We start from the raw sequence: 23,249 nt of genomic DNA, 5'->3' as shown, positions 1-23,249 counted from the left end.
GATCAGTGTGCCGCGCCGCCCGGCGGGGCCTGCACGATTTCGCGGATGTGGTTGGCGTGAAAGACAATTTCGCGGCCCAGAAGGCGGTTCAGCCGCGTAACCTCCACCGCGTGAATGCGGCCCGCGAAGCAGTCTTCGGGGCGCTTGTCGATGATTTCGACCCACAGGTCTTCGGACAGGTGTCCGTCGCTCATCAGGACACGGACCAGATCGCCAGCCGCCAGCGCCCGTTTCGCCCCCAATACCGGCAGTGGGTAATTGGGCGGGTGGTACATCGCCGCCTCGGCCATATCGATCAGGATGAAACCGTCGCCGTCGTAATCGGGAAAGGCGCTTTGGTCAGCAGGTAGCGGGATGTACTGCTTTTCATAGCTTTTCATCTGTTTTTGCAGCTTGGCCGAGATCGCGGCGGTTTTGGCCTCTTCCTCGGCCTTTTCGCGTGCCTGTTCCCGCCGGTAATACCAGACCGCCCAGACGATCAGACCGCCGATCCAGACAATGTTGAGCAGGATGACAGGAGTGGGCATGGCAAACCTATCCTTTCAGCATCACAAAGGCGGTCATCAGGGACGCAAGCAGGGCGGTTTCGATGACAGTCGCCCGATGATCCTCCCAAATGACCTGCGCGCGGGGGCGCAGCATATAGGCCAGATAACGACCCACCGCCCGGTAAAGCCAGGATTGCCGGTCTGCCGGGCGGTCAATGCTGCGATAAAGCTGCAGCAACACCCGCTGACTGCCGCGCGACAGGCCGGGTCCGCGGATCCCGCGCACGGTCTTGCGCAGGATCTGGAAAGGATCATGCCCGTTCGCCTTGTAGAAGGCGCGGATCGCCTCGCGTTCCTGTGCGGTCGGGGCGGGATGCAGCATGATATAGCGGCCTGCGGCGGCCATCTGCCCGGCGTCCATCAGGTAAATGGCCAACCTGCGGCGCAGACCCATATTGTCGGGATAGGCGCAGAGAAGGCCGCGCATCCGGTCCATCGCACGGGCGACATCCCCCGCCTCAAGATCGCGGGTGATCCGGGCGTTGACCCGCGCGATATGGTGGCGTTCGGCCACATGCCCAAACCAGTGGCGCCGGAACAGGACCGCGTAGAGGGCGATGCCGTAGGTGGCGAACACGATCAGCGCCTTTACCCCGGCCCAGAGCATCATTGCCGCGCCAACAAAGCCCAGCGCGCTTTCGTTGAAGCTGTGCAGCACCCAGCGACCGCTTAGAAACCACGCCACACCCATGATCCCGTGTTCGAGGAAGGGCGCCACCAGATCGGGGAGCCGCAAGGTTTTTGTCGGCTGCGCCAGATTGGGGCGATGGCTGGTGATATGTCGTGCCTGGATCAGGGGAAGGGTCTGATGTGATGGATGATTGCACATGGGTTAACGCAGGATTCTGACGTTTCCGTGGCAAGGTGCTGCAAGGGTGTTTTGCAATTGCAACTGGCCAAAACCGGCATCACAACACCCCAATGACCCTACGTGCCTCCAACCCGCCCCTTGCCATTGCGTTCATGCTGACGGCCACCGCGTTCATTGCGGGGACGATGCTGATGGCCAAGACGCTGGGGTCCGATCTGTTGGGGGATCCGCTGCATCCGTTGCAGATCAGCCATGGGCGGTTTTTGTTTGCGTTTCTGGCGATTGGGACGGCGGCGGCAGTGATGAGGCCCCGGCTGACGCGGCCTGATCTGCGCCTGCATGTCGGGCGGACGCTGTTTGGATGGGGCGGGGTGACATGCATGTTTGCGGCGGTTGCGTTTATCCCGCTGTCTGATGCCACCGCGATCAGTTTTCTGAACCCGGTTTTCGGCATGTTGCCGGCGATCCCGCTCTTGGGGGAACGTGTCGGGCGGTGGCGCTGGTTTGCGGCGCTGATGGCGCTTTGCGGTGCGCTGGTGCTGTTGCGCCCGGGGCCGGAGACATTTCAGGTGGCGGCCCTGCTGGCGCTGGGGGCGGCGGCGCTGATGGGGATGGAGCTGATTTTCATCAAGAAACTGGCCGACCGCGAACCGTCCTTTCAGATCCTGCTGGTCAATAACGCGCTGGGGCTGGTTATTGCCACGCTGGCGGTGCTGCCGGTCTGGGTGCCGCCCAGTGGGGCACAATGGGCCGCGCTGGCCGCGCTTGGCGTGTTGATGGCCGCCGCACAGGCCTGTTTTGTGAACGCGATGGCGCGGGCAGATGCCAGTTTTGTCACGCCATTCGCCTATGTCACCCTGATCTTTGCCACACTTTACGATTTGCTCATTTTCGATGTGATACCAGACGCCGTCAGCATGCTGGGGGCCGCCATCATTCTGACCGGCGCAACTTTGCTGGCCTGGCGGGAAAACCGGATGCGTGCTTGAACCCTTTTCAGCCATAGAGCATAGGCTTTCTGTCAAAATGCAGCCATGATGTTGGGCTAGGTGCTCCGCCATGAACGATGTTTACGAGTATCGCAGGGCACCCAATCCATGGGTGATTAGGCTGTCAGCGATGGCCCTGATACTGCTGACGACATTCGTGATTATCACCGAGGCGGGCCATCTGATGGTGGTGGTCTGGGGGTTGGCGGCGGCCACATATTGCTGGATGATGATGCCCAAGCCTGTGCTGGGCATCCGGATCGACCGGGAAAACCTGGTGCTGGGGGCATGGCGCAAACCGCGTGCCATCCCTTTGGACGATATCGCTTATCTGCGGGTGACCGAGGTCAGCGCCGAAACCTCTGTGACGATTGTCTACAAGGACGGGCGCGAGGAAGGCACATTCGCCGGTGACCTGCCCGAGATCGAGACCCTGTCAGAGGTGCTGGCCGAGCGGGGCATTCCGCTGCGCGACATTTTCTAGGATTTCAGCCGATACCCGGTGTGCATCCAGCGCCAGCAGATGCTCAGCACGACCACACAGGCCAGCCCCACAACGCCCAGCCCGATCCACGGGCTGCTGTCGCTGACCCCGATCATCCCGTAACGCACCCCGTCAATGATGTAGAAAAACGGGTTTGCATGGCTCAGCGTCTGCAGGAAGGGCGGCAAGGCGTCGATGGAATAGAAGGTCCCTGACAAAAACGCGAGCGGGGTGATCAGAAAGTTGGAAATCGCCGAAAGCTGATCGAACTTATTGGCAAAAATCCCGGCAATCAGGCCCAATCCGCCCATCAGGATGGATCCCAGCAGCACAAACACCATGACCCAGACCGGATGTTGCAGCCCAACACCCAGAAACAGTGCCGATCCTGCGGCGATCACGATGGCCACCAGCGCACCCCGTGCCACCGCCCCGCCGATATAGCCCGTGACAAGCTCTGCCGCGGACAAGGGGGGCATCAGCGTATCAACGATATTGCCCTGCACCTTGGCCGAGGCGAGGCTGGAGGATGTATTGGCAAAGGCGTTCTGGATCACGGTCATGGTCAGGATGCCGGGGGCCAAGAACGTCATGAAGGGCACGCCCATCACATCGCCCCGCTGCGGGCCGATAGCGATGGTGAAGATCATCAGAAACAGGCCTGCATTGATCAGGGGCGCCATGACCGTTTGTGACCAGACATTCATGAACCGGCGCACTTCGCGGCGCATCAATGTCCATGTGCCCAGCCAGTTCACCCGGCCAAACCGGCGCACGCCCATCATAGCCTGTTCTTTCATCGCGACACCTCTGCCTAATTGCGGCGCTGGTCCTTCACATCCGCCTCAGCCATGCTTAGAATAGGGGATTGTTGGAATAGACAAGGCCTGATGTGATCCATCACGCCTTCCCGAACCAAAGGAATACATATGTCCTGGACAGACGAGCGCGTCGAGACGCTCAAAAAGATGTGGGGCGAAGGCCAGTCGGCCAGCCAGATCGCCAAGGAACTGGGCGGCGTGACCCGCAATGCCGTCATTGGCAAGGTGCACCGGCTGGGCCTGTCGAACCGGGCCGGGTCCGGTGGTGCGGCGGCGACCAAGGCGGCCCCCAAGGAAAAGCCGGCAGCGGCAGCGAAATCGGCGCCCAAGCCTGCTACCAAGGCCAAGCCGGCCTCGACCCCGCCAAAGGAAGAGCCGGAACTGGACGAAAACGGGATCCCGATTTCGGCCGCGCGCCGGGCGATCATCCCTGCCGGGCAGCCCTTGCCGCCACAGCCATCGGCCAATGAAATCAGCCCAGAGGCGCTGGCCAAGGTCAATGAGGTGGAAAAGACTGCCAAGAAGATCAGCCTGATGGAACTGACCGAAAAGACCTGCAAATGGCCCGTGGGTGATCCGGCGACGGATGATTTCTGGTTCTGCGGCCTGGCCGTACAGCAAGGCAAACCCTATTGCGAGGCGCATGTGGGCGTGGCGTTCCAGCCCATGTCATCGCGGCGGGATCGCAGACGATAACAGACACGACAACTTAAGATGGGTTTAAACCCATCTTACTGTTTGCAAGGCTGCCCTTCACGGGCGGCCTTTTTCTTTTGTGCAATCTGATCTGGAAATTCGCCCTTGCATTAATTAACGAAAAGTGGAATTAAAGATTAATGACCACCCTGTCCAATACATTTGCAGCCCTCGGTGACCCGACCCGCTTTGCCATTGTCGAACGGCTGCTGCAGGACGGCGAACTACCTGCGGGCACGCTGCATAGTGTGTCCGACCTGTCTGCCCCGGCCATGTCGCGCCATCTGAAGGTGTTGCGCAGCGCAGGCGTGGTCCGCCAGCGTGTCGACAAACAGCGTCGCCTTTACTCCATCGATCCGGCCGCCATGCAGGCCATCAACGATTGGGCGATGAGCTATCCCAAATTCTGGGCCAAGAGCCTTGACCGCCTGGATGCGACCCTGAAGGAAGACCGTTCATGAGTACCCTGGAAATGACCCGCATCTTCGCCGCCCCGCAGGACAAGGTGTTCCGGCACCTGACCGAAACCGCATTTCTGCTGAACTGGTGGGGCCCCGAAGGGACCCGGATCGCCGATCATAATCTCAGCTTTGCCGCCCCCGGGCCCTGGTCTGCCACCATGGTCGGCCCACAAGGGCACGGAGCGACCGTCGGCGGGGAGGTCCGGGTCGTCGAACCACCCAATATGGTTGAACTGACCCTGAGCTTCGCGCTGGAAGATGACACGCGCGGCCCGGAATCCGTGATCCGCTTCACCCTGTCCACCACCCCGACTGGCGATACCAAACTGCAACTCACCCAGTCCGGACTGAACCCCGAACACATCGCCGATATGCGCGACAAGGGCTGGGCTTCTGCTCTTGCCCGGCTCGAAACCCTCGTCACGGCAGCCTAGAAAGGACACCCTATGCCTCAATTCATCATGACATATCACGGCGGCAGCCAGCCCAAAACGCCAGAGGACGGCAAGGCCCATATGGAAAAATACATGCAATGGATCGGCGGGCTTGACGCCGTTGTGCCGCAACAACCGCTCAAAGGAACCGAGGTGCTGGGCGACAAGGAGATCACGACGATGATGGGCTATACGATCATCAACGCCGCCGATATGGACGCGGCCCGCGCGATTGCCCAGTCCTGCCCGTTTCTTGAGATGGATAACAGCGCGATGCAACTGAGCGAATTGGCGCAGATGACCGGTTAGGGGGATGGGTCAAGACCCATCTTACGCAAGATCATCTGTCGGGTGGGGTTCAACCCCCACCCGCGCCACGTGGACGTCCGAGACCTGGGCGTCGCATGGGCTCGGCGCCAACCATGGCCCGCGCCGCACAGAATGCCCTGATACCCATCTACACCGATACAACGCTGACTTTCCGCAACGTCAGCGTAACAGCCAGCGACGACATCTATACAATCAGCAGTGGAAAGCCGTTAGACTGCTCTTGTGCTGCCACCTGCCAATGCCTGACAGGCGCGGTCAGCGCAGGCCCATGTCGTACCTGCCCGTTGACTTATCAGGAGAACACCATGCCCAACACTGCCCTTATCACAGGCGCGTCCGCAGGGATCGGGCGCGCCTTTGCCACCTACCACGCCCGCAAGGGGGGCGATCTGATCATCACCGCCCGCCGGGCGGAGGAACTGGACGCGCTGAAAGCGGAACTGGAAAAGGACCATGAGGTCAGCGTCACCACGGTCCCGCTTGATCTGGGGGCCGCCGGGGGCGCGCAGAGACTCTATGATGCGACCAAGGGCCAGCGCATCGACGTCCTGATCAACAATGCCGGCTTTGGCGGGCATGGCAAGTTTATCGAACGCGATCTGGACACTGACCTCACCATGATTGATCTCAACGTCAAGGCGCTGGTCTCGCTCTGCCATATGATCGGACGTGATATGGCGGCACAAGGTGGCGGCAAGATCCTCAATGTCAGCTCAACCGCCGCCAGTATGCCGGGGCCGCTGCAAGCGACCTATTTTGCGACCAAGGCCTATGTCTCAAGCTTCTCATTGGCTCTGGCGGAAGAGCTAAAGGACAAGAAGGTCACGGTCACCGTCCTTGAACCGGGCTTTGTCGAAACCGAATTTGCCGCTGTGGCCGATCTGGAAGGGATCCCCCTGACCAGTTCCGGCGGGGCCACACCTGCAGCGGTGGCAAAATTCGGGTATGACGCCATGCGGCGGGGCGAGTTGCTGGTGATCAATGACACCAAGCTGCGGTTTCTGACCGGCTGGGTCATGCCATTCCTGCCGCGCAAGGTGCTGCTGGGCATGGTTCGCAAGATGCAGACGAAGTAGGGAGCAACAAAAAAGGCCAGCATATGCTGGCCTTTCCCGGAAACCTCATTTGCCGTGTCAGGCGGTTTTTCTGCGCCGCGCCATAAAGCCCAGACCACCCAGTGCCACCAGCATCAGCGGCAAGGAGGCCGGCACGGGGATCTGCGACACTTCATAACGCAGATTGTCAATCGCACCGGAATTGCGGCCGAAATCAAATGTCAGCTGGGTCACATTGGCCCAGTTCAGCAGACCGGACGAGGTGTGATAATTGTCAAAGGCAGATCCGGTCGGGCGCCCGACCCGCGTCAGGTTGCCGTTATTGTCACTGGCGCGCACCGTCTCATCATCCAGAAAATCAAAACCCAGGAATGTGATCGCCTGTGAGAAGACAAAGGTGATGATCCCGCCATTGCCGTCGTCATCGGGGCCAATGTTGTTTTCCTGAATGATCAGGGCGCGACCCGCATAGATGTCGTAGTTGACGCCATCATTGGTAAACGGCCCCTCAAGATCACGGTCGCGCGTGTTGCTCAACGTCGTGTCGAAAATCCAGGCCTGATCAGGCGAGGATGAGGACCGGCCATTGGCCGACACCGTTGCCGTCACGCCACCTTCGAGATTGAGAGAGGTGATCACATCACCATGAGAAAACTCGTCGAATGTCAGGGTCGCCGCAGGCGCTTGCACCGCCAGACCCAATGCTGCAATCGCCGAAATCAAAAGCATTTTTGTCATAAAGAACCCCACCACTACGCTTAAGAACAACCAAAAATTGGATGCTGGCAGCTTACCGCATGGCAATGGTTAATCAAGTATTAACAGATGTCAGCCCGGCCAAACCTGCCATTCTGCATGTAATTTATGCGATACAGATCACCCATTTTCCCCCGTTGCGCAACAATCGTCGCCACTGGCGCAAACCGTCAACGCAGGCGAAACCGCGTGCGTAGGCCAAGGCCAGGAAAAAACAGCAGAATGAACCCAAGAACCGTCTGTCCGGCAGCAAAGGTCTCCATCCACGGGATCGCATCAAGCTTACCCGCTCCCTTGAGCAAGAATGTCCGCTGACACCCGAAAAACTTGAACCTCGTCGCAAAGGAATAGGCCGCACCCGACAACCCATTCCCAACGCCCACCCCTCGCGCTATACGCCGCCCATGACCCAGAACCCACCCAACCTTCGCCCCGACCTCGCCAATGCGCGCGTCGCTGACACCCGCCGCCCCGGCCAGCCCACCATCGGCATGGTCTCCCTTGGCTGCCCCAAGGCGCTGGTCGACAGTGAACGCATCCTGACGCGCCTGCGCGCCGAAGGCTACGCCATCTCGCCCGATTACGCCGGGGCCGAGGCGGTGATCGTCAACACCTGCGGCTTCCTCGACAGCGCCAAGGCCGAATCCCTCGATGCGATAGGCGAGGCGCTGCAGGAAAACGGCAAGGTCATCGTCACCGGCTGTCTGGGGGCCGAACCCGACTATATCCGCGAACACCACCCGCAAATCCTCGCCGTCACAGGCCCGCACCAATACGAACAGGTACTGGACGCGGTCCACAGTGCCGTGCCCCCGTCGCCCGACCCGTTCATCGACCTGCTGCCCGGCACCGGCGTGTCGCTCACCCCCCGGCACTACAGCTATCTGAAGATTTCCGAAGGCTGTAACCACAAATGCAAATTCTGCATCATCCCCGACATGCGCGGCAAACTCGCCTCCCGCCCCGCCCACACGGTCCTGCGCGAGGCGGAAAAGCTGGTGCAGGCCGGGGTCAAGGAACTGCTGGTCATCAGCCAGGACACCTCCGCCTACGGGCTTGACCGGAGATACGACACGAACCCCTGGAAGGATGGCGAGGTGCGTAGCCACATCACCGACCTCACCCGTGAACTGGGGCAACTGGGGGCCTGGGTGCGCCTGCACTACGTCTACCCCTACCCCCACGTGCGCGACCTGATCCCGCTGATGGCGGACCCTGATAACGGCGTGCTGCCTTACCTCGACATCCCGTTCCAGCACAGCCACCCCGACGTGCTGCGGCGTATGGCGCGGCCTGCGGCGGGGGCAAAAACGCTGGACGAAATCGCCCGCTGGCGGTCCGATTGCCCCGACATAACCCTGCGCTCCACCTTCATCGTCGGCTACCCGGGCGAGACGGAGGCAGAATTCCAGCACCTCCTCGACTGGCTGGACGAAGCGCAACTCGACCGGGTCGGCTGCTTCCAATACGAAAACGTCGCCGGGGCGCGGTCAAACGCCTTGCCCGACCATGTGGCCGACGAGGTCAAGCAGGAGCGGTGGGAGCGTTTCATGGCCAAGTCGCAAGCCATCTCCGAGGCAAAACTGGCCGCCAAGGTCGGCCGCGTGCTGGAGGTCATCGTGGACGACATCGACGAAGACGGCATCGCCACCTGCCGGACATGGGCCGACGCGCCAGAGATCGACGGGAGTTTGTTTATTGATGAGGGGGCCGAGGGGCTGGCCGTGGGGGATGTGGTTCGGGTCGAGGTTGAGGAAGCGGGGGAGTATGATTTGTGGGGCAAACTCGGATAAAGAAACGATCCGGGGGATCGTTTCCCGAGTTTGCGGGCGGAGCTCTGAGGGCTTCCTGGAAATGATCCGGGAGATGATTTCGCCAAGCGATGGCGACAGCTCTATTGTTCCAGCTGCTCGACCTCGTCTTCCAAAGCATCAATCGAAACGTCTTCTGCTGTTTCACGCTCAGGTTTGATCTTTGCTGCGGGAGGTCGCCACTCCGTCAATTGCTGACCGACATCGCGATAGAACTCCGGAACAACTACTTCTAAGTCTTTGATGAAATTTGCCTGTTGAGTAAAGCGAGCTCCAAGCCGTTTCGCATTGAAAACATAAAACGAGTAGACTTGCAGCCCTTCCTTTCCAACCTCACAAATCGACGGGTCTTCTGCCAACTCGGCGAATGAGAATTGCGTCGCCTCACTGCGCCCCGGCCACTGCATGCGAATATGCAAATCTCGCGCTTTCTCAGGATTGATCTGTCGCAACAACCAATTCAACCGCGCCTTTGAAGACTTCCGGTCTGTCGGGGCTCGCAAAGTCATACCAATGTCTACCGTGCGTCTTGCAATATCTGCACTCACGGTCAGCGGCGCTGCAGCATTCGGTACAACAAAAGTAGCCTCAAGGCACCCGCTCTCTCTAAGCGTCTCTAGTGCGTCTTTTTCACGGGCTGAAACATCTGTCAGAAACGTTTTTTTCATCCTTTCAGTGACCGCCGCCTCAGTTTGACGCGACAGAATGAGCGACAAATCCTTTGTCTCTTGAAACCACCCTAAGATTACGGAATGTGCTTCCTCAGAGCGCTGCGTGATCTTGCCACCCGCGGATACCAACCGATTGAGTTCAGGCCACTCCGCGGGCATGCGATCAAAACCCTTTACACCGGCGCTTTCATGCAAAAGAAAACGACGCAGTTCTTGAAGCAACAAGGACTGATCGCTGTCAGCGACAGAATTGTTGCTGATCAGCAGGTCCGCTTGCGTCAGAATAAACATCCAAGACCAGTGATACACCGGCACTCTTGACTTGCTCTTTCTGATCTCTGGTATCGGATGGTTTTGCGGCAGGGACGCGAATTGATTAGAAATCGTGATGACACAATCGATGTCGTGTTGCTTTGCAATTGCGCGATACTTTTCGACTTGATCCGGTGAAAGTGTCGCAGTACCTACTTTTGTCTCGACAAGCGCACGCCACTCTTTGCTGCCGGTTTTCAGCACGATCAAGCCGTCTGGCCGATCATCTTTGTCGTCTTTTTCGTGTTTGCACACGACCTCAGTGTAACAGGTCAAGTTTGATCTTTTGCCAACTCGCACGCCAAGCGATCCAAGAAGGTTGAAGCCCATTTCATCAATACATGCGAGGCACGACAGAAAGATCGAAGTTGTACGACCCTCTTTAGAAGTTGTGGAAAGAACGGGAAATAAGCGGGCGACTTCGCCCTGCTTCAAATAATCCGGTAACGCCATAATCGAAACTCCATCTATCTTTCTCATTAAGATCAAGTTTCACTGAATAATCAACCGAAAGCTGAATACTGCTTTTGCCCGGCGTCACCAGACAGACGCCGTCCGGGGCTGCGCCCGTTTCCAAGACGTCTCAAACTCTCCGCCCCGGTGACCTGCGACGGAACGCATCAAACGCTCAGAGCCGCTGACCGCCCCGGACCTGATCCGGGGCCGCATTTCAGACTTCGTTAACGCCTGACCACCGTCCGCTGCCTTAACCACGGTCCGGGCCGCAAAACTGCCATACGGAAGTCCGACGCTTTGCCGACGCGATGCCGACCGGCCAAATCGCAGCAAAACCTCGCATTAACTGACGATTCGCCCATCTGCCCGTTGCGCGGCCCAGGAACCGCCGCCCGACGTGTTAATCCATCGCCTCCAGATAGGCCCGCACTGCGTCTTGCACCCGGCGAAACCGGTCTCCGCCCAGCTTGACCCCGCCAAACCAGCGGGTCACGACGATAATATGGTTGGTGAGCCCCTCACGCCCCAGCATCCGCAGGATCACCAGACCTGCGCCGCTTTCGCCGTCATCATTTTTCAGGGGGCCGTCGGGCAGCAAAACCGCCCATGTGTTATGGGTCGCCTTGGCGAATTTCTTGCGACGGCAGAGTGTCTTTACAAATGCCCGCGCCTCGTCTGCCGAGGCCACCGGACCACCCGCAACCGCGTATTTCGATCCGCGGTCGCTCAGCACATTTTCGATTACTTTCAGACGCTTGGACCTTTAGGAGGTCACCTCGCGCGCGGCACCATAGTTGCAGCCGCTTCCGCCGGACAGACCCTTCATCGGTGACGCGGTCTCCGCCACTTCAACGCAAGCCTGCGCGGCCGCGTCCCATGACATGCCGGTGGCACAGCTTTGACTTTGGGCGATGGGTTCTGTTGGGGCTGGCAAAGTGGCCTCCTGGCCGATCGCCGCCATCGGGAACAAGGCAACGGCAAGTATCGTAAGACGCATGATGGTCCTCCTGCTGAGTGCGTATGACGTAAGGTTAGCGCGACATTGCTGAAAATCAAAGGACCCTGCTGTCGCACCCTTTGATGCACATCAAGGCGCAAAAGGCGCTGCCCTGATATGCAGCCCGACATCCAGAAGAAGGAGAGGGACATGAAAGACGCCGCCACCACCGCCCCCGTCAAACCAAAACCCCGTCGCCGGGCGCCGGCACGCCCGCCGAAAATGGCCCGCCGTCCTTATGAGGCTGAGAAGGCGCAATTGCAGGCCGAACTGCTGAAGGTGCAGCTTTGGGGTCAAGAGACGGGGCAGCGGTTTGTGCTCTTGTTTGAAGGGCGCGATGCGGCTGGCAAGGGCGGCACGATCAAACGGTTTACCGAACACCTCAACCCCCGCGCGGCCCGCGTAGTGGCCCTGAACAAGCCCACCGATGAGGAACGCGGCCAGTGGTATTTCCAGCGTTATATCGATCATTTACCCACATCGGGTGAAATGGTCCTGTATGACCGCAGCTGGTATAACCGAGCCGGGGTCGAACGGGTCATGGGGTTTTGTGAACCCGAGGAATACCTGGAGTTCATGCGCCAGACGCCCGAGTTGGAACGGATGCTGACCCGCTCTGGCATCCGGTTATACAAATACTGGTTCTCGGTCACGCAGGGCGAACAAAAGCAGCGCTTTGACAGCCGCGAAACCGACCCGCTGAAGCAATGGAAACTGTCACCCATCGACAAGGCTTCGCTTGATAAATGGGACGACTATACCGAAGCGAAAGAGGCGATGTTTTTCTACACCGACACTGCTGACGCGCCGTGGACAGTGGTCAAATCCAACGACAAAAAACGCGCGCGGCTGAATTGCATGCGCCATTTCCTGTCAACGCTGGACTACCCCGGCAAAGACCCAGAGGTTGCCCGCGCCCCCGACCCGGAAATCGTCGGTAGCGCCAAAAAAGTGATCCACAAGGCCGACCATATCCTCGGCACCGCCCTGCACCCGGACACGCGGATCAAACGCGGGAGCTAGGGCATCTGGCGTGTCACCCAAGCGCATCATTCGGCCTCGAAATAGGGGGACCGATTGGTGCCATGCTTGTCACGTTAGTTCGGCGGCCGCACGCTCGTTGGGACGACGCCCGATTCTGACGGAAACAAACCATTATGCCCAAACTCAAGCAATTCTTGCGCGAACAGGTCATCTTTTTGACTGTCGCATTTATCTCATTCTCGGCCCAGCCCGCGATCGTCTGGGCGCAGGAGATCAACCCACTCCCTTTTACCGAACCCCTGAACGCGTCACGCGGAAGTGTCACGCCAACATTGAACAACGCAACCTACCTGACTGACGGCGACATCTGCACCGTGACCATCCAGATCTGGGGCTGGAGCAGTTGTAACGAGGTCGACACGATGATCCTCGGGCAATTCCCGGGAGTCGACACAACGCTGATACTCAAACCTGACAGTTCCGGCTTTGTCGCTTTTGACGATTGGGAAGGTGACGAAAAAAACGCCGTTATCGCCGATATTGAAGACAGCGAACGGCAGGGCATGGCGGCACAAGGGCAAGCGCTCGGAATCGATATCCGGTTTGCGGGTTGGAGCGTTTATCCCACGCTGAACCATGAAAAGCAGATGATGTATTATGCCACCGATGCGATCTGGGATGGTGAAAAGAGCATCAATATCACGGCCACGGTGTTCGACAGGCGCGGCTATGTGGAATTCCTGATCATCCCGTCGGCAACCCAGATCACGCCCGAAGAAACTGAGGCGATGATCACCAAAGTGCTGTCTCGCTATGAACCGGCGCAGGGCCAAGAATACACGGCCTTTGCCGAAGGAGACAAGGTCGCCGCCGTCGGCGCTGTTGGTGTGCTGGCGGCGCTGGCCGGGGTACAGTATGGCAAAGGCCCACTCGCCGCCTTGATGGCGACAGCACTGTTGATCCTGAAAAAGGCGTGGTTTGTGCTTTTGCTGCCCTTCATCTGGCTCAAAGGTCTGTTCAGCCGCAACAAAGGCAGCTAGTCGGCGCGTCACTTCTGTCAGTAATTGGTGCCCGCGCCGGTCGCGATCGCCTGCGCGAGCGATGTCTCGGCCCAGGTGTCGCGTCCGCCGCGCATACGGATTTCGGTCAGTTGCGCCTGCGCCAAGACCATCTGGCCGGATGCCACATGCCCCTGCCCGGCATAGGACCGTGCCAGCAGGTTGTTGGGGTCAGCCGCCAGCGCGGCATCGTAATAGGCCATGCCTAGATCGACCCTGCCCGCCTTGCGATGGGCAAAGCCATAATAGGTCAACGCCAGTGGCGCATCAGGATTGTTCAGCGTATCAAGCACATCGAGCGCCGCCTGATACAGGCCTGCATAGGCCAGTTCGCGCACATCGTTCAGACGGGCACTGTCATCATTGGTGCTGTCTTCTGGTGCCATGCAGCTTTGGGTCGCGAGATCCCAGATCAGCCCTTCGGCGCAGACTTCCGTCGTTTCTGTTGGCTTGGGTGGGGCCGGGTCATCGCTGCCGGCGGCAAAGGCTGCAAAGGGGCAAAGGGCAAGGGCGAAAACGGTCAGGCGCATCTGGTCTCTCCATCAGGTGTTGGGAAGCAACATAGACCGACGGATTTGCAAAAACAGTCTTCTCCCCAAGAATGCCCCATGAAATGATAGCAGTATGCGTTCTTTCATTCTCTCCGCCGCCCTGTGCCTTGCCGCCCCTGCCCTTGCCGATGTGCCGCAGCCCGATACTGTATCGGACACGCTGGAGATCCTGCTGGATGCCGTCAGGAGCGCCGGTTTCCCCAATGCGGTGATTGATCTGGAACAACAGGCGGTTGTCAGCGATAGCAACTCAGAAGACAGCACCATCACCTACCCCGACAACCTGCATCGAAATCTGCGCAATGCAGCCGATGACGCCGAGCGCCAGCAGATTCTTGATGATTTTGTTGCTGTTCTGACCGTCACCTCTGCCGATGACAGTGACGGCTTTGCCCCCGAACAAGTAATGCCAGTCCTGCGCCCCTTGGACTATCTGGACGGCCTTGGCGATGACGCGGAAATCGAAACCCGACCTTTTGCGGGTGATCTGATGATTGCCTATGTGGCTGATTTCCCGACCCATACGACCAGTATTTCACCCAATAGCATGGCCGCCGCCGGATATGACGCCGAGAGCCTGCATCAGCTTGCCTTGCAGAACCTGCAGACCAGATCCGCCGACCTCAGCATCGAAGGCAGCGAGGTCGGCGTCTATTTCCTGACCCTCGATGGTTATTACGAAAATGCAATGATGCTGAATGCGGGGCTTTGGGACAGTGTCACAGACCAGATCGGGCCGGTCGTTGTGTCCGTCCCGGCCCGTGATCTGGTGCTGATCGCCGCCGCGGACAACGCAGAGGCCATCGAAATCATGCGTGACATCCGCGACGATGTGCTGCGCGACGGGGCCTATACCCTGACGGGCGTGCTGTTTACCTGGGATGCAGGGCGCTGGTCTGTTTTCGCCGATTAGAGCGTCGTCCGTAGAATCTGCAACGCAGATTTTCTCGGCGACAAGACAGGAGCAACGGTTGCATCTGTCTTGAAATCAAAAATCTGATTCAGATTTTTTGGATTTTGCTTTAGACGGCGAGGCCAACCAGCACGCAAACCCAGCCGACACCTACGCCAATGGCGGTGACTGCCACGGCGGCGGATCCGCAATCCTTGGCCTGTTTGGCGGCATCACGCCGTTCGGTCCCGATATCGTCCACCACCCGTTCAATGGCGGTGTTCATGCATTCGACACCGAGTATGATGATCCCGCCCATCAGCAGCATCCCCCGTTCCCCTGCCGACAAGGGCAGCACGAAGGCGAGGATGCCAAAGACAACATTGGCCACGACCCATTGCGCCAGCGATCCTTCGGTGCGCCAGACATGCACGAACCCCTCCCATGACCAGATCGCCCGCTGCCGTACCCGCATGATTTGCTGCCACATGTCACCATTTCCTTCGATCTATACGCAATCGTCATCAAACTGTGCGATCCTGTCTGTAATGCCAAGGCCGTGAAGTGACCTAACGGAACAATTGACCGATAGGGCATGGTGCATACCCTTAAAGCAGGTTGTTGAAGGAGTGGCCGATGTACCCCACCTATGCCCGGTCAGAACGGATTGCCGATGGCACCATGCATGCGATCGGTGTGATTGGGGCCATTAGTGGTGCAGTCGTGTTGATTGTCTGGGCAGCGGGGATGTCCACCCCCGGTCAGATCGCCGCGATCTCGGTCTATGGGGCCACACTGATCGCCACTTTCGTCGCTTCGGCCATGTATCACATGACCCCGTGGGAAAGCATCCGCCCGGCCCTGCGCCGGTTCGATCACGCGGCGATCTATCTGAAGATTGCTGGCACATACACGCCGCTTGTCGTCATGATCGGCAGTGCGTTTGCCTATGTTGTGCTTGGGGTCGTTTGGGGGTTGGCGGTGATCGGCATGGTGCTGAAATTGTTTTTCTGGCGCACGCCGGGGCGGTTCGGCCCCGCGCTTTACCTGATCATGGGCTGGCTGAGCGTCGCCTTGATCTGGTCGCTTTGGCCGATTGTGCCGGGGTCCACCATGGTGCTGATCGCCATCGGTGGTCTGCTTTATACAACCGGCGTGATTTTCTATGCGGCCGAACAGATGAAGTTCTCCAATGCGATCTGGCATGGCTTTGTTGTTGCCGCATCGGCCTGTTTTTTCGCGGCCATCGCGATTGGGGTGACCCACATCGCCTAATCCAGAAATTCCCACGTATCCGCCCCGTCGAAATGACGGACCGGCACCGATGCGATCACAGCCGGATCGGCCAGGCGCAGATTGACGGCCATGTAGGGGTTTTCCCCATCCATCTTCAGGTTTTCCCAATGGGTGGTGCAGCCGCAGACAGCACAGGTATGAAACGCCAGCGACTTTTCCCCATGAGCATAGCTGCGTGTCGGGCCGGTCACCGTGATCTGTGGAATCGGAGCATAGATCCACAAGGCCGCCAATCGGCGGCACATCGAGCAGTTACAAGATGTCGTCCGGCGCGGGGTATGGCGAAATTCGTAAGTGACCGCGCCGCAATGGCATACACCCGTGATCGACATGGCATTCCCCTTTATTTGCTGGTCCTTCGTCACGATACGCCGCGCGCAACAAGCGGGCAACAGGCCACATATCTCAAGAAAATGACGTCAGGTAAGGAATGCCTGACCTGACATTGTGTCCCTCGACACATACGATCACCCCATCACTGTTTACAAGTGACGTTAGGGCAACTGTATTTCGCCCATGACGATTTTAAAAAGTACCAAGTGTTGTTTTTGATGAGTGCGTTTTTTCAAATGTTTCCGCCTGGCGTTCTGGACGCTGTGGGGGTGGGGGGTTTCGGGCTTTATGTCCTGAACTATACGCTCCTGACGTTTCAGCGGGTTCGGTCGGAATCCGTCGCATATTTCGCGACAAATGGTGCCGCTGCATCAATGGTGCTGGTTGGATTGTTGTCCTCCTTCAACCTCGCCGCTGCAATGATCCAGATTTTCTGGATTGGCATTTCGGCTATAGCCATCTTCATCCGCCTGCGTCGTCCCGCGCAGGCGGATGATCCTTTTCCTACGAAACCGGTATCCAAATCTCGACCAGACCCCGCCCGGTCTGCGGGTCGAACCGGGCGTCATAGCGTTCCAGATCCGGTGCCTGGCGCAATGTCAGCCCGCTGTCAGGCAAGGCCTTATTCCAGATGGAATAGACCGTCTTTGGCAGGTCGCTGATATGCCCTTCATGGGTGAAGATCGCATAGCGGGCCGCGGGAATCGTCACATCATCCATGCCCTTGGGCACTGAAACACTGCTGTCGGCGGCCATCCCGGCCACATAGCGAAAGTTCCCCGCCTCGTCGGCATCACAACAGACGCCATAGGCCGGGCCGGGCGCATCGGCCACTTCATCCTCGCGCGCGTTGAACTGCTGCCACAGACCGGGGATTGCGGCGTTGTTTTCAAATGTGCATTGGGCACTGACGCCCACGATGCGCATGGCCTTGTGGTCCGCGATACGCGGTGCGGCCACATCGACCAGTTTTTCCTTATCCATCTTGAAAGGCTCCATCAGGGTCAGCGATTGCGTTGACCGGGTCGTGCGGATTGTGCTGGGACTGACCCCGAAGTATCCCACAAACGCCCGGGTGAACGCAGGATGAGACCCATATTGCGCATCCAGCGCGATCTGCAGGATATCTGCATCGCCCTGCGCCAGCACCGCAGCGGCGCACGACAACCGCCGCGCCCGCAGATAGCTCATCGGGCCAAGCCCTGTCGCCGCACGGAACACCCGCGCCATGTGATAGGGGCTGACAGCACACAGATCGGCCAGAGCGTCCAGCGACAGCGGGTCCTGCATCCGCATTTCCACCTGCCAGATGATTTTCGCAACCAGTGCCATAGGTTCTTTCTCAACATTCACCCAGGCACCCTGCCTGATCCTGCTGAGCCGGGCTTGATCATCCTTGCTGTATTGCGTGTTACAGCCGCGATGCGACCTCCTGCACCGTGCGCAACCGGTCCGCATTGGCCGGGTGGGTGCCAAGGAACCGGTTGCCCGGATCAGGAATGCGGAAAAAGAACTGGGCGCCCTTGAGCGGGTCATATCCTGCAGCGGCGGTGATTTCGGTGCCCAGCGCGTCCGCCTCAAGCTCAAAATTCTTGGAATAGGTGCGTGCGCCGACCGTCGCCCCAAGTTGCTGTGCGGTGTCAACCGAATTTGATGCCCCAAGCGCACCGGCCAATTGACCAAAGACCAACGCACCCACGGTCGCGTTTTGTTGCTGACGCGCAATATGGCCGCGGATGTGGTGTGCGGCCTCATGCGCCATCACAAAGGCCAGTTCATCCCGGTTCCGCGCCTCGGCAATCAGGGGCACAGTAAAGGCGATGATCGGCCGGCCATTGCGGTCAAGCGTCTGATAGGCATTGGCCGGCTGACCCGGACGGTCATCGACCACAATGCGGAAATCGCAGTTCAAATTCGGCGACCGCTGTCGGCAGTACCGTTCGGCCACAGGCTCCACCGTGGCAACGACGCTTGAAAAGTTCCGCAAGGCGGCCCGTTGCGACAGGCGCGGCCCCGCCGGGGCCTGTTGCAGCACAGGCGTCTCTGCTGTGGGGGCCGTCACGTCCACAGGTTCGCACGCCGCCAGCGCGGCAATCAGAACAATCGGCAAAAAGCGCATCATCATCTCCCAATCTCAAGTTGCTGGCAGATTAGTCAGGTCCGCCCTCGTCTTCCAGACCCCAATAAGCCCTTGCATCACCGATAGGTCAGACTACGCTCAACCCCATGTTTACGATCGAACACGACTATGACGCGACCGTCATCACCCTTGTGGATGAAGGCAAGGCCCCCCTGACCGAGGATGTCACCATCAACGCGTTTGATGATTGCGTGACCCTGCAACAACTCGACCCGCGCAATGATGAGGTGATGCATATCACCCTGTCGATCAACCAGCTCAACGACCTGCGCGCGGCACTCGACCTGCCCGAAGGGGTGTATCAGTTGAAAAAGGCCTGAACTTGGGCTGGCATCTGAGCGATCGTGTCGGAACCAGCGCCGGGACAGTGGCGGCGGGTCATGCTGGCACTGGCCCAGCTCTGGTCCTTGCCCATGGCTGGCCCTGGTCATCCTACGCCTGGCACCGGATCATCCCCGCACTCGCCCAGGACCATACCGTCTATTGGTACGACATGCCCGGTTACGGCCAGTCGGACAAATCGCCGGAACAGCCGACAGGTCTGGATGTGCAGGGGACGATTTTCGCCGAAATGCTTGATCACTGGGATCTGACACAACCGACGGTCATCGCGCATGACTTTGGGGGTGCGACCACCCTGCGCGCCCATCTGCTGCATGACCGGGATTATGCACGCTATATCCTGATGAATGTGGTCGCGATGCGGCCTTGGGGATCGGCGTTCTTCGACCATGTCGGGCGCCATATCGACGCATTCAGCGGACTGCCCCCGCATATCCATGCCGCCATTGTTGAGGCTTACATCAAGGGTGCCTTGGTCCGCGATATCGCCGCCGATGACCTTCAAGCGCTCATTGGCCCATGGCTCGATGATGATGGCAGCGCCAGCTTCTACCGTCAGTTCGCCCAGGCTGATGAACGGTTCACGGCAGAGGTCGAACCGCTCTACCCCACGATCCGCTGCCCGACACATATCCTCTGGGGCGCGGATGATCCGTGGATCCCTCTCGACCGAGGCAAGGCCCTGCATCATGCCATTGGTCACGCGACCTTTGACACGCTATCAGACGCGGGCCACCTGCCCCAGTTGGAGGCCCCCGATACGCTTCTGAGAGCTCTGCAGGCGCTTCTTCACGGCAAGGCCACGTCCACAACAACCGGATAATGATCGGTGGGCCATTCACCGCCAAACCTCTGACGCAACACAACCGGATCGGTGACGGGCTGCACATCCGCCGTCGCCCCGATATGGTCAATCGCCCCGAACAGATGCAGCCCTTGATTGAAATGATAGGTGGCGCCCTGCACAGGCATGAAACTGACCCCCGCTTCCTCAATATTGCGCATTGTCGGGGCACCTATCCGCGCATTCAGATCGCCGACGACAAACACCGTCTCACCCCCATTGATCCACGGGGCGATCCGGTCACGGACCAGTGCGGCAGACAGCAACCGGTTGGACCGGCTGCTATATTCGAAATGCACATTCACCACGCGGAACGCATCGCCGCCCGGTGTCTCGAACTGCGCCCATGATGCAAAGGCGGGAAAGGAGCCGTTGAAGGTCCGCGAATAGATCACATCAGGCGTGTCGGAAAAGAAAAACCAGCCCTGATCGCGCAGTGTCAGCCTGTCGGCCCGATACAGGATCGGCTGGGTGGACGGGAAGCTGCGCCAATCGCCACTGGCCGCCGCCAGGTAGCCGGGATTACGCTCCAGCAGCCAGTCGCGCGCCAGATTGACGCTGCCATCGCTGCCCCGCTGAAAACTCTCCATCTCCTGAAACGCCACCAGATCAGCGTCCAACGCCTTGAAGGCCTGATCCAGCGGCCCTTTGCGCCGTTCCCAATCGTCGACCGACCATGGGCCGGTTTCACGGCCCAAGATAATGTAATGCACATTGTAGGTGGCCAGTCGCAACACCCCGTTATCGCGCGGCGCCAAGTCTTGCTGACCCGAATTGCGATAGATCTGCACGCAGGCTGTCAGCGCCGCGATCAGCAGTACGCCCACAAACGCTTTCATGATCGTCCACAACATTCCGCGCCCTCGATTTCGCCCCGCTTCATCAGGCTGACACTAGCGCCATTTTTCGCAACGCCCAATGCAGACGAAGGGGGCTGTCCGCTTGCACCTGCGCCCTGTCTGCGCAACTCTGCCGTACAGGCAGGCGGGGATCATGCAATGACCACAGGGTTTTTCTGGGATGAACGGTGCTTTTGGCATGGCGGCGGCAACTACGCAGGTATGTTGCCCGTGGGTGGTCTGGTGCAGCCGCTGGATGGCGGGCTGCCCGAAAACCCCGAAACCAAACGCCGCCTGAAAAACCTGATCGAAGTCACTGGACTGGTCCGCGCGCTTGACATGCACGGGGCCGAGGCCGCGACACGCGATGATCTTTTGCGCATACATCCAGCCAGCTATCTGGATGAATTCAAACGACTTTCCGATGTAGGCGGGGGTGAACTGGGTCGCCGCACGCCTTTTGGTCCCGGGGGTTATGAGCTGGCCGCCCTGTCCGCCGGCTTGGCCAAGGCAGCCCTTGCCGCAGTGCTTCAGGGTGACGTGCAAAACGCCTATTCTCTGTCGCGCCCGCCCGGCCATCACTGCCTGCCGGATTATCCCAACGGCTTTTGCCTGCTCAACAATATCGGCATCGCAATTGAGGCTGCGCGCGCCGCCGGGCTCGCCCAACGCTTTGCCGTGCTCGACTGGGATGTGCATCACGGCAACGGGACTGAAGCCGTGTTCTACGACCGCTCCGACGTACTGACCGTCTCACTGCATCAGGACCGCAACTATCCGATGGATACGGGCGCGTTTGCTGACCGGGGGGTGGGTGATGGCATCGGCTTCAACCTCAACATTCCCCTGCCGCCGGGCACCGGCCACACCGGTTATCTGGCCGCAATGGGGCGGCTAGCCCTGCCAGCAATCCGATCCTTCAAACCCGATGTGCTGATCATCGCCTGTGGTTTCGATGCGGCAGCGAACGACCCGCTGGGGCGGATGCTGGCCACCGCGGACACATTCGGCCACATGACGCGGCAGGTCATGGACCTTGCCGCTGAGATTTGCGACGGAAAACTGCTGATGGTCCACGAAGGCGGCTATTCCGAAACCTATGTCCCCTTCTGCGGGCACCGCGTGCTTGAGGTGATGTCAGGCAGCGCCATCACCGCGCCGGACCCCTTTGCTGATGTATTCCCCCTGCGCCAACCCGATGCCCGTTTCGATGCCTATCTGGACGGGGTGATCGGGGATATGGCGGCAGCACTTTAGACGGCGCTAAACTGCATAACGATCAAAGACGCGTTCGGCGCGGGCAAGCTGGCGCTCCATATCGAAAGGCCGATCAAGGATCGCCGCAGACATGGATTGCAGAACAAGCAGGGCCACATAGGCCTCGATTACCCTTGGACTAAGACAGGCGGCATCAACGATTTCCCATACCGGCTGGTCATGCCCATCAAGGTCAAAGGCGAATTGCACGAGGTCATAGAGATGGTCACCGGTACAGGCCCCTTCCCAGTCGATGATGCCGGTCACCCTGTCATACTCGATCAGGATGTTGTCGGTATGCAGGTCCAGATGGACGAGCCCGTCATCCGGGAACCAGTTCGGGTCTGCTGCGGCACCCAGAGCTTCAATGCGGTGCAGAAAGGCAGCGCTCGCTGGGCCCCAGTCCCGCAGTGGTGCGTGCGCACACCACACATCCTGCCCTTTGCGCAAGGCCTGCACGACAAATGCCCCCCAGTCATGTGCATCCGCCGGGCCAGGGCCGCCGATCCCGGCTTTCGCTCCGATAAATTCGACTATCGCCGCGACCACCGCTCGTGGCAGGCGATCTTGTGACCGGCCAGGCAGGAACTGCTGCACCGACAGCGTGCCACCTTCAAACGGGATCACCTCAAGATATCTGGCCACCGGAACGCCGCGCCCGCGCAACGTATCCAGACCAGAACAAAGTTTGGCATAATCGGCCACCATACCGGGATTGGCAGACCATTTCAGCACGACTTGCCCGCCATCGGGTGCAGTTGCGCGCCACGCCCCTTCCGTCGCCCCGCCCAGGTGATCACCCAGCAAAAACCCAAGTGCCAGCAACCTGTCAGAGCCAAGTTTCTCGGCAGCCAGAGAGGATTGTCGGCCGTCCGTCACGTCAGATATCCAGTCATGTCCCCTGATATGTCCGACCTGAAAAATAGTGTAAACACATCGTGGCTAATTTGAATTTGCAGAGCCGATCCGAGAGCGTCGCCACAAACAGACTTTCACCGAAAGTCTGATCACAAATCCTTCTCGAGGATTTGTCGCCCACAGCCGTCCCTAGCGACTGAACGGGTCGTCCTGCGCCACTGCG

At 59.3% G+C, this 23,249-nt stretch carries 29 protein-coding genes and 1 pseudogene; 16 read left to right on the top strand and 14 right to left on the bottom strand.

Going from position 1 to position 23,249, the window contains the following annotated elements; genetic code table 11:
• Positions 1–2: 2 nt before the first annotated feature.
• Both ACFWW2_RS18050 and ACFWW2_RS18045 read right to left on the bottom strand, forming a co-directional pair.
• On the bottom strand, positions 3–527 hold the full coding sequence (locus ACFWW2_RS18050) for a hypothetical protein (RefSeq protein ID WP_393930316.1): 525 nt from the start codon (positions 525–527) through the stop codon (positions 3–5).
• A gap of 7 nt (positions 528–534) precedes the next feature.
• A complete protein-coding gene (locus ACFWW2_RS18045; RefSeq protein ID WP_393930314.1) occupies positions 535–1,377 on the bottom strand; it encodes a DUF6584 family protein in 843 nt (280 codons plus the stop codon).
• Between the two features lie 92 nt (positions 1,378–1,469).
• Between ACFWW2_RS18045 and ACFWW2_RS18040 the strand changes: the two genes are divergently transcribed.
• Together ACFWW2_RS18040 and ACFWW2_RS18035 are read left to right on the top strand one after the other, a co-directional pair.
• Positions 1,470–2,348: a DMT family transporter gene (locus ACFWW2_RS18040; protein ID WP_393930312.1), complete on the top strand. Its 879-nt coding sequence runs from the start codon at positions 1,470–1,472 to the stop codon at positions 2,346–2,348.
• 70 nt (positions 2,349–2,418) lie between these two features.
• Positions 2,419–2,832, top strand: a complete 414-nt coding sequence (locus tag ACFWW2_RS18035; protein WP_393930310.1) for a hypothetical protein — start codon at positions 2,419–2,421, stop codon at positions 2,830–2,832.
• On the opposite strand, the gene ACFWW2_RS18030 is transcribed toward ACFWW2_RS18035, so the two are convergent.
• On the bottom strand, positions 2,829–3,632 hold the full coding sequence (locus ACFWW2_RS18030; protein ID WP_393930308.1) for an ABC transporter permease: 804 nt from the start codon (positions 3,630–3,632) through the stop codon (positions 2,829–2,831). The two genes, ACFWW2_RS18035 and ACFWW2_RS18030, sit on opposite strands and share 4 nt — an antisense overlap.
• A 129-nt stretch (positions 3,633–3,761) precedes the next feature.
• Here ACFWW2_RS18030 and ACFWW2_RS18025 point away from each other — a divergent pair, with 129 nt between their 5' ends.
• The 5 genes from ACFWW2_RS18025 (at position 3,762) to ACFWW2_RS18005 (ending at position 6,650) form a co-directional block, all read left to right on the top strand.
• Entirely contained in the window at positions 3,762–4,349 is a 588-nt protein-coding gene (locus ACFWW2_RS18025) for a GcrA family cell cycle regulator (RefSeq protein WP_393930306.1), read from the top strand.
• Positions 4,350–4,489: 140 nt separating this feature from the next.
• The gene (locus ACFWW2_RS18020; protein ID WP_393930304.1) at positions 4,490–4,810 is read left to right on the top strand and encodes an ArsR/SmtB family transcription factor; all 321 of its coding nucleotides are present in this window, start codon (positions 4,490–4,492) and stop codon (positions 4,808–4,810) included.
• Complete coding sequence (locus ACFWW2_RS18015; protein ID WP_393930302.1) at positions 4,807–5,244, top strand: SRPBCC family protein; 438 nt, start codon at positions 4,807–4,809, stop codon at positions 5,242–5,244. The genes ACFWW2_RS18020 and ACFWW2_RS18015 overlap by 4 nt, the downstream gene beginning before the upstream one ends.
• A gap of 12 nt (positions 5,245–5,256) precedes the next feature.
• Positions 5,257–5,553, top strand: a complete 297-nt coding sequence (locus tag ACFWW2_RS18010) for a hypothetical protein (protein ID WP_393930300.1) — start codon at positions 5,257–5,259, stop codon at positions 5,551–5,553.
• A gap of 326 nt (positions 5,554–5,879) precedes the next feature.
• Positions 5,880–6,650, top strand: a complete 771-nt coding sequence (locus ACFWW2_RS18005; protein ID WP_393930298.1) for an SDR family NAD(P)-dependent oxidoreductase — start codon at positions 5,880–5,882, stop codon at positions 6,648–6,650.
• A 57-nt stretch (positions 6,651–6,707) separates the two neighbouring features.
• On the opposite strand, the gene ACFWW2_RS18000 is transcribed toward ACFWW2_RS18005, so the two are convergent.
• Positions 6,708–7,367 carry a VPLPA-CTERM sorting domain-containing protein gene (locus tag ACFWW2_RS18000; protein ID WP_393930296.1) on the bottom strand — a complete coding sequence of 220 codons (660 nt, stop codon included), beginning with the start codon at positions 7,365–7,367 and terminating at the stop codon, positions 6,708–6,710.
• Between the two features lie 422 nt (positions 7,368–7,789).
• Between ACFWW2_RS18000 and rimO the strand changes: the two genes are divergently transcribed.
• Positions 7,790–9,178 carry a 30S ribosomal protein S12 methylthiotransferase RimO gene (gene rimO, locus ACFWW2_RS17995; protein WP_393930294.1) on the top strand — a complete coding sequence of 463 codons (1,389 nt, stop codon included), beginning with the start codon at positions 7,790–7,792 and terminating at the stop codon, positions 9,176–9,178.
• Positions 9,179–9,279: 101 nt separating this feature from the next.
• Here the strand turns inward: rimO and ACFWW2_RS17990 are convergent, their stop codons facing one another.
• From ACFWW2_RS17990 to ACFWW2_RS17980, 3 genes are all read right to left on the bottom strand, one after another.
• Positions 9,280–10,632 carry a hypothetical protein gene (locus ACFWW2_RS17990; RefSeq protein WP_393930292.1) on the bottom strand — a complete coding sequence of 451 codons (1,353 nt, stop codon included), beginning with the start codon at positions 10,630–10,632 and terminating at the stop codon, positions 9,280–9,282.
• A 403-nt stretch (positions 10,633–11,035) separates the two neighbouring features.
• On the bottom strand, positions 11,036–11,386 hold the full coding sequence (locus tag ACFWW2_RS17985) for a YigZ family protein (protein ID WP_393931443.1): 351 nt from the start codon (positions 11,384–11,386) through the stop codon (positions 11,036–11,038).
• 12 nt (positions 11,387–11,398) lie between these two features.
• Entirely contained in the window at positions 11,399–11,632 is a 234-nt protein-coding gene (locus ACFWW2_RS17980) for a hypothetical protein (protein ID WP_393930290.1), read from the bottom strand.
• 150 nt (positions 11,633–11,782) lie between these two features.
• Here ACFWW2_RS17980 and ppk2 point away from each other — a divergent pair, with 150 nt between their 5' ends.
• Positions 11,783–12,655 carry a polyphosphate kinase 2 gene (gene ppk2 / locus ACFWW2_RS17975; RefSeq protein ID WP_393930288.1) on the top strand — a complete coding sequence of 291 codons (873 nt, stop codon included), beginning with the start codon at positions 11,783–11,785 and terminating at the stop codon, positions 12,653–12,655.
• Between the two features lie 134 nt (positions 12,656–12,789).
• Positions 12,790–13,656 (top strand): DUF2167 domain-containing protein, encoded by an 867-nt coding sequence (locus ACFWW2_RS17970; RefSeq protein WP_393930285.1) that lies wholly within the window; start codon positions 12,790–12,792, stop codon positions 13,654–13,656.
• Positions 13,657–13,673: 17 nt separating this feature from the next.
• Here the strand turns inward: ACFWW2_RS17970 and ACFWW2_RS17965 are convergent, their stop codons facing one another.
• Positions 13,674–14,204, bottom strand: a complete 531-nt coding sequence (locus ACFWW2_RS17965) for a hypothetical protein (protein ID WP_393930283.1) — start codon at positions 14,202–14,204, stop codon at positions 13,674–13,676.
• Positions 14,205–14,298: 94 nt separating this feature from the next.
• On the opposite strand from ACFWW2_RS17965, the gene ACFWW2_RS17960 reads away from it, so the two are divergent.
• The gene (locus tag ACFWW2_RS17960; RefSeq protein WP_393930281.1) at positions 14,299–15,138 is read left to right on the top strand and encodes a DUF1444 family protein; all 840 of its coding nucleotides are present in this window, start codon (positions 14,299–14,301) and stop codon (positions 15,136–15,138) included.
• 109 nt (positions 15,139–15,247) lie between these two features.
• On the opposite strand, the gene ACFWW2_RS17955 is transcribed toward ACFWW2_RS17960, so the two are convergent.
• Positions 15,248–15,607: a diacylglycerol kinase gene (locus ACFWW2_RS17955; protein ID WP_393930278.1), complete on the bottom strand. Its 360-nt coding sequence runs from the start codon at positions 15,605–15,607 to the stop codon at positions 15,248–15,250.
• A gap of 146 nt (positions 15,608–15,753) precedes the next feature.
• Between ACFWW2_RS17955 and trhA the strand changes: the two genes are divergently transcribed.
• On the top strand, positions 15,754–16,392 hold the full coding sequence (trhA, locus tag ACFWW2_RS17950; protein ID WP_393930276.1) for a PAQR family membrane homeostasis protein TrhA: 639 nt from the start codon (positions 15,754–15,756) through the stop codon (positions 16,390–16,392).
• Here the strand turns inward: trhA and ACFWW2_RS17945 are convergent.
• The gene (locus ACFWW2_RS17945) at positions 16,389–16,745 is read right to left on the bottom strand and encodes a GFA family protein (RefSeq protein ID WP_393930274.1); all 357 of its coding nucleotides are present in this window, start codon (positions 16,743–16,745) and stop codon (positions 16,389–16,391) included. The two genes, trhA and ACFWW2_RS17945, sit on opposite strands and share 4 nt — an antisense overlap.
• Before the next feature lie 219 nt (positions 16,746–16,964).
• Between ACFWW2_RS17945 and ACFWW2_RS17940 the strand changes: the two are divergent.
• A pseudogene (locus ACFWW2_RS17940) lies at positions 16,965–17,147 on the top strand (CBU_0592 family membrane protein); the annotation flags it as partial.
• Positions 17,148–17,250: 103 nt separating this feature from the next.
• Here the strand turns inward: ACFWW2_RS17940 and ACFWW2_RS17935 are convergent.
• Positions 17,251–18,099, bottom strand: a complete 849-nt coding sequence (locus ACFWW2_RS17935) for a GyrI-like domain-containing protein (RefSeq protein ID WP_393930268.1) — start codon at positions 18,097–18,099, stop codon at positions 17,251–17,253.
• 58 nt (positions 18,100–18,157) lie between these two features.
• Complete coding sequence (locus ACFWW2_RS17930; RefSeq protein ID WP_393931440.1) at positions 18,158–18,865, bottom strand: M48 family metallopeptidase; 708 nt, start codon at positions 18,863–18,865, stop codon at positions 18,158–18,160.
• Between the two features lie 107 nt (positions 18,866–18,972).
• Between ACFWW2_RS17930 and ACFWW2_RS17925 the strand changes: the two genes are divergently transcribed.
• Both ACFWW2_RS17925 and ACFWW2_RS17920 read left to right on the top strand, forming a co-directional pair.
• A complete protein-coding gene (locus ACFWW2_RS17925; protein ID WP_393930266.1) occupies positions 18,973–19,206 on the top strand; it encodes a hypothetical protein in 234 nt (77 codons plus the stop codon).
• Positions 19,207–19,208: 2 nt separating this feature from the next.
• The gene (locus tag ACFWW2_RS17920) at positions 19,209–20,051 is read left to right on the top strand and encodes an alpha/beta fold hydrolase (RefSeq protein WP_393930264.1); all 843 of its coding nucleotides are present in this window, start codon (positions 19,209–19,211) and stop codon (positions 20,049–20,051) included.
• On the opposite strand, the gene ACFWW2_RS17915 is transcribed toward ACFWW2_RS17920, so the two are convergent.
• Positions 20,018–20,926: an endonuclease gene (locus ACFWW2_RS17915; protein ID WP_393930262.1), complete on the bottom strand. Its 909-nt coding sequence runs from the start codon at positions 20,924–20,926 to the stop codon at positions 20,018–20,020. The two genes, ACFWW2_RS17920 and ACFWW2_RS17915, sit on opposite strands and share 34 nt — an antisense overlap.
• Positions 20,927–21,070: 144 nt before the next feature.
• On the opposite strand from ACFWW2_RS17915, the gene ACFWW2_RS17910 reads away from it, so the two are divergent.
• Positions 21,071–22,168, top strand: a complete 1,098-nt coding sequence (locus tag ACFWW2_RS17910; protein ID WP_393930260.1) for a class II histone deacetylase — start codon at positions 21,071–21,073, stop codon at positions 22,166–22,168.
• Positions 22,169–22,174: 6 nt separating this feature from the next.
• Here the strand turns inward: ACFWW2_RS17910 and ACFWW2_RS17905 are convergent, their stop codons facing one another.
• Positions 22,175–23,047: a phosphotransferase enzyme family protein gene (locus tag ACFWW2_RS17905; protein WP_393930258.1), complete on the bottom strand. Its 873-nt coding sequence runs from the start codon at positions 23,045–23,047 to the stop codon at positions 22,175–22,177.
• Between the last annotated feature and the right edge of the window lie 202 nt (positions 23,048–23,249).

Source organism: Yoonia sp. R2-816 (assembly GCF_046762905.1).
Taxonomy (GTDB): domain Bacteria; phylum Pseudomonadota; class Alphaproteobacteria; order Rhodobacterales; family Rhodobacteraceae; genus Yoonia.
Note: the sequence above shows the minus strand (reverse complement) of the source record. Positions and strands in the feature narration are given on the sequence as shown.

What these genes read in the sequence shown, in the direction of transcription:
- ACFWW2_RS18015 (WP_393930302.1), top strand. Translation starts at nt 4,807, where the DNA reads ATGAGTACCCTGGAAATGACCCGCATCTTCGCCGCCCCGCAGGACAAG.
- ppk2 (WP_393930288.1), top strand. Translation starts at nt 11,783, where the DNA reads ATGAAAGACGCCGCCACCACCGCCCCCGTCAAACCAAAACCCCGTCGC.
- trhA (WP_393930276.1), top strand. Translation starts at nt 15,754, where the DNA reads ATGTACCCCACCTATGCCCGGTCAGAACGGATTGCCGATGGCACCATG.
- ACFWW2_RS17960 (WP_393930281.1), top strand. Translation starts at nt 14,299, where the DNA reads ATGCGTTCTTTCATTCTCTCCGCCGCCCTGTGCCTTGCCGCCCCTGCC.
- ACFWW2_RS17915 (WP_393930262.1), bottom strand. Translation starts at nt 20,926, where the DNA reads ATGTTGTGGACGATCATGAAAGCGTTTGTGGGCGTACTGCTGATCGCG.
- ACFWW2_RS18005 (WP_393930298.1), top strand. Translation starts at nt 5,880, where the DNA reads ATGCCCAACACTGCCCTTATCACAGGCGCGTCCGCAGGGATCGGGCGC.
- ACFWW2_RS17925 (WP_393930266.1), top strand. Translation starts at nt 18,973, where the DNA reads ATGTTTACGATCGAACACGACTATGACGCGACCGTCATCACCCTTGTG.
- ACFWW2_RS18000 (WP_393930296.1), bottom strand. Translation starts at nt 7,367, where the DNA reads ATGACAAAAATGCTTTTGATTTCGGCGATTGCAGCATTGGGTCTGGCG.
- ACFWW2_RS18010 (WP_393930300.1), top strand. Translation starts at nt 5,257, where the DNA reads ATGCCTCAATTCATCATGACATATCACGGCGGCAGCCAGCCCAAAACG.
- ACFWW2_RS17930 (WP_393931440.1), bottom strand. Translation starts at nt 18,865, where the DNA reads ATGCGCTTTTTGCCGATTGTTCTGATTGCCGCGCTGGCGGCGTGCGAA.
- ACFWW2_RS17990 (WP_393930292.1), bottom strand. Translation starts at nt 10,632, where the DNA reads ATGGCGTTACCGGATTATTTGAAGCAGGGCGAAGTCGCCCGCTTATTT.
- ACFWW2_RS18045 (WP_393930314.1), bottom strand. Translation starts at nt 1,377, where the DNA reads ATGTGCAATCATCCATCACATCAGACCCTTCCCCTGATCCAGGCACGA.
- ACFWW2_RS18035 (WP_393930310.1), top strand. Translation starts at nt 2,419, where the DNA reads ATGAACGATGTTTACGAGTATCGCAGGGCACCCAATCCATGGGTGATT.
- ACFWW2_RS17970 (WP_393930285.1), top strand. Translation starts at nt 12,790, where the DNA reads ATGCCCAAACTCAAGCAATTCTTGCGCGAACAGGTCATCTTTTTGACT.
- rimO (WP_393930294.1), top strand. Translation starts at nt 7,790, where the DNA reads ATGACCCAGAACCCACCCAACCTTCGCCCCGACCTCGCCAATGCGCGC.
- ACFWW2_RS18050 (WP_393930316.1), bottom strand. Translation starts at nt 527, where the DNA reads ATGCCCACTCCTGTCATCCTGCTCAACATTGTCTGGATCGGCGGTCTG.
- ACFWW2_RS17965 (WP_393930283.1), bottom strand. Translation starts at nt 14,204, where the DNA reads ATGCGCCTGACCGTTTTCGCCCTTGCCCTTTGCCCCTTTGCAGCCTTT.
- ACFWW2_RS17945 (WP_393930274.1), bottom strand. Translation starts at nt 16,745, where the DNA reads ATGTCGATCACGGGTGTATGCCATTGCGGCGCGGTCACTTACGAATTT.
- ACFWW2_RS18020 (WP_393930304.1), top strand. Translation starts at nt 4,490, where the DNA reads ATGACCACCCTGTCCAATACATTTGCAGCCCTCGGTGACCCGACCCGC.
- ACFWW2_RS17910 (WP_393930260.1), top strand. Translation starts at nt 21,071, where the DNA reads ATGACCACAGGGTTTTTCTGGGATGAACGGTGCTTTTGGCATGGCGGC.
- ACFWW2_RS18040 (WP_393930312.1), top strand. Translation starts at nt 1,470, where the DNA reads ATGACCCTACGTGCCTCCAACCCGCCCCTTGCCATTGCGTTCATGCTG.
- ACFWW2_RS17980 (WP_393930290.1), bottom strand. Translation starts at nt 11,632, where the DNA reads ATGCGTCTTACGATACTTGCCGTTGCCTTGTTCCCGATGGCGGCGATC.
- ACFWW2_RS17955 (WP_393930278.1), bottom strand. Translation starts at nt 15,607, where the DNA reads ATGTGGCAGCAAATCATGCGGGTACGGCAGCGGGCGATCTGGTCATGG.
- ACFWW2_RS18025 (WP_393930306.1), top strand. Translation starts at nt 3,762, where the DNA reads ATGTCCTGGACAGACGAGCGCGTCGAGACGCTCAAAAAGATGTGGGGC.
- ACFWW2_RS18030 (WP_393930308.1), bottom strand. Translation starts at nt 3,632, where the DNA reads ATGAAAGAACAGGCTATGATGGGCGTGCGCCGGTTTGGCCGGGTGAAC.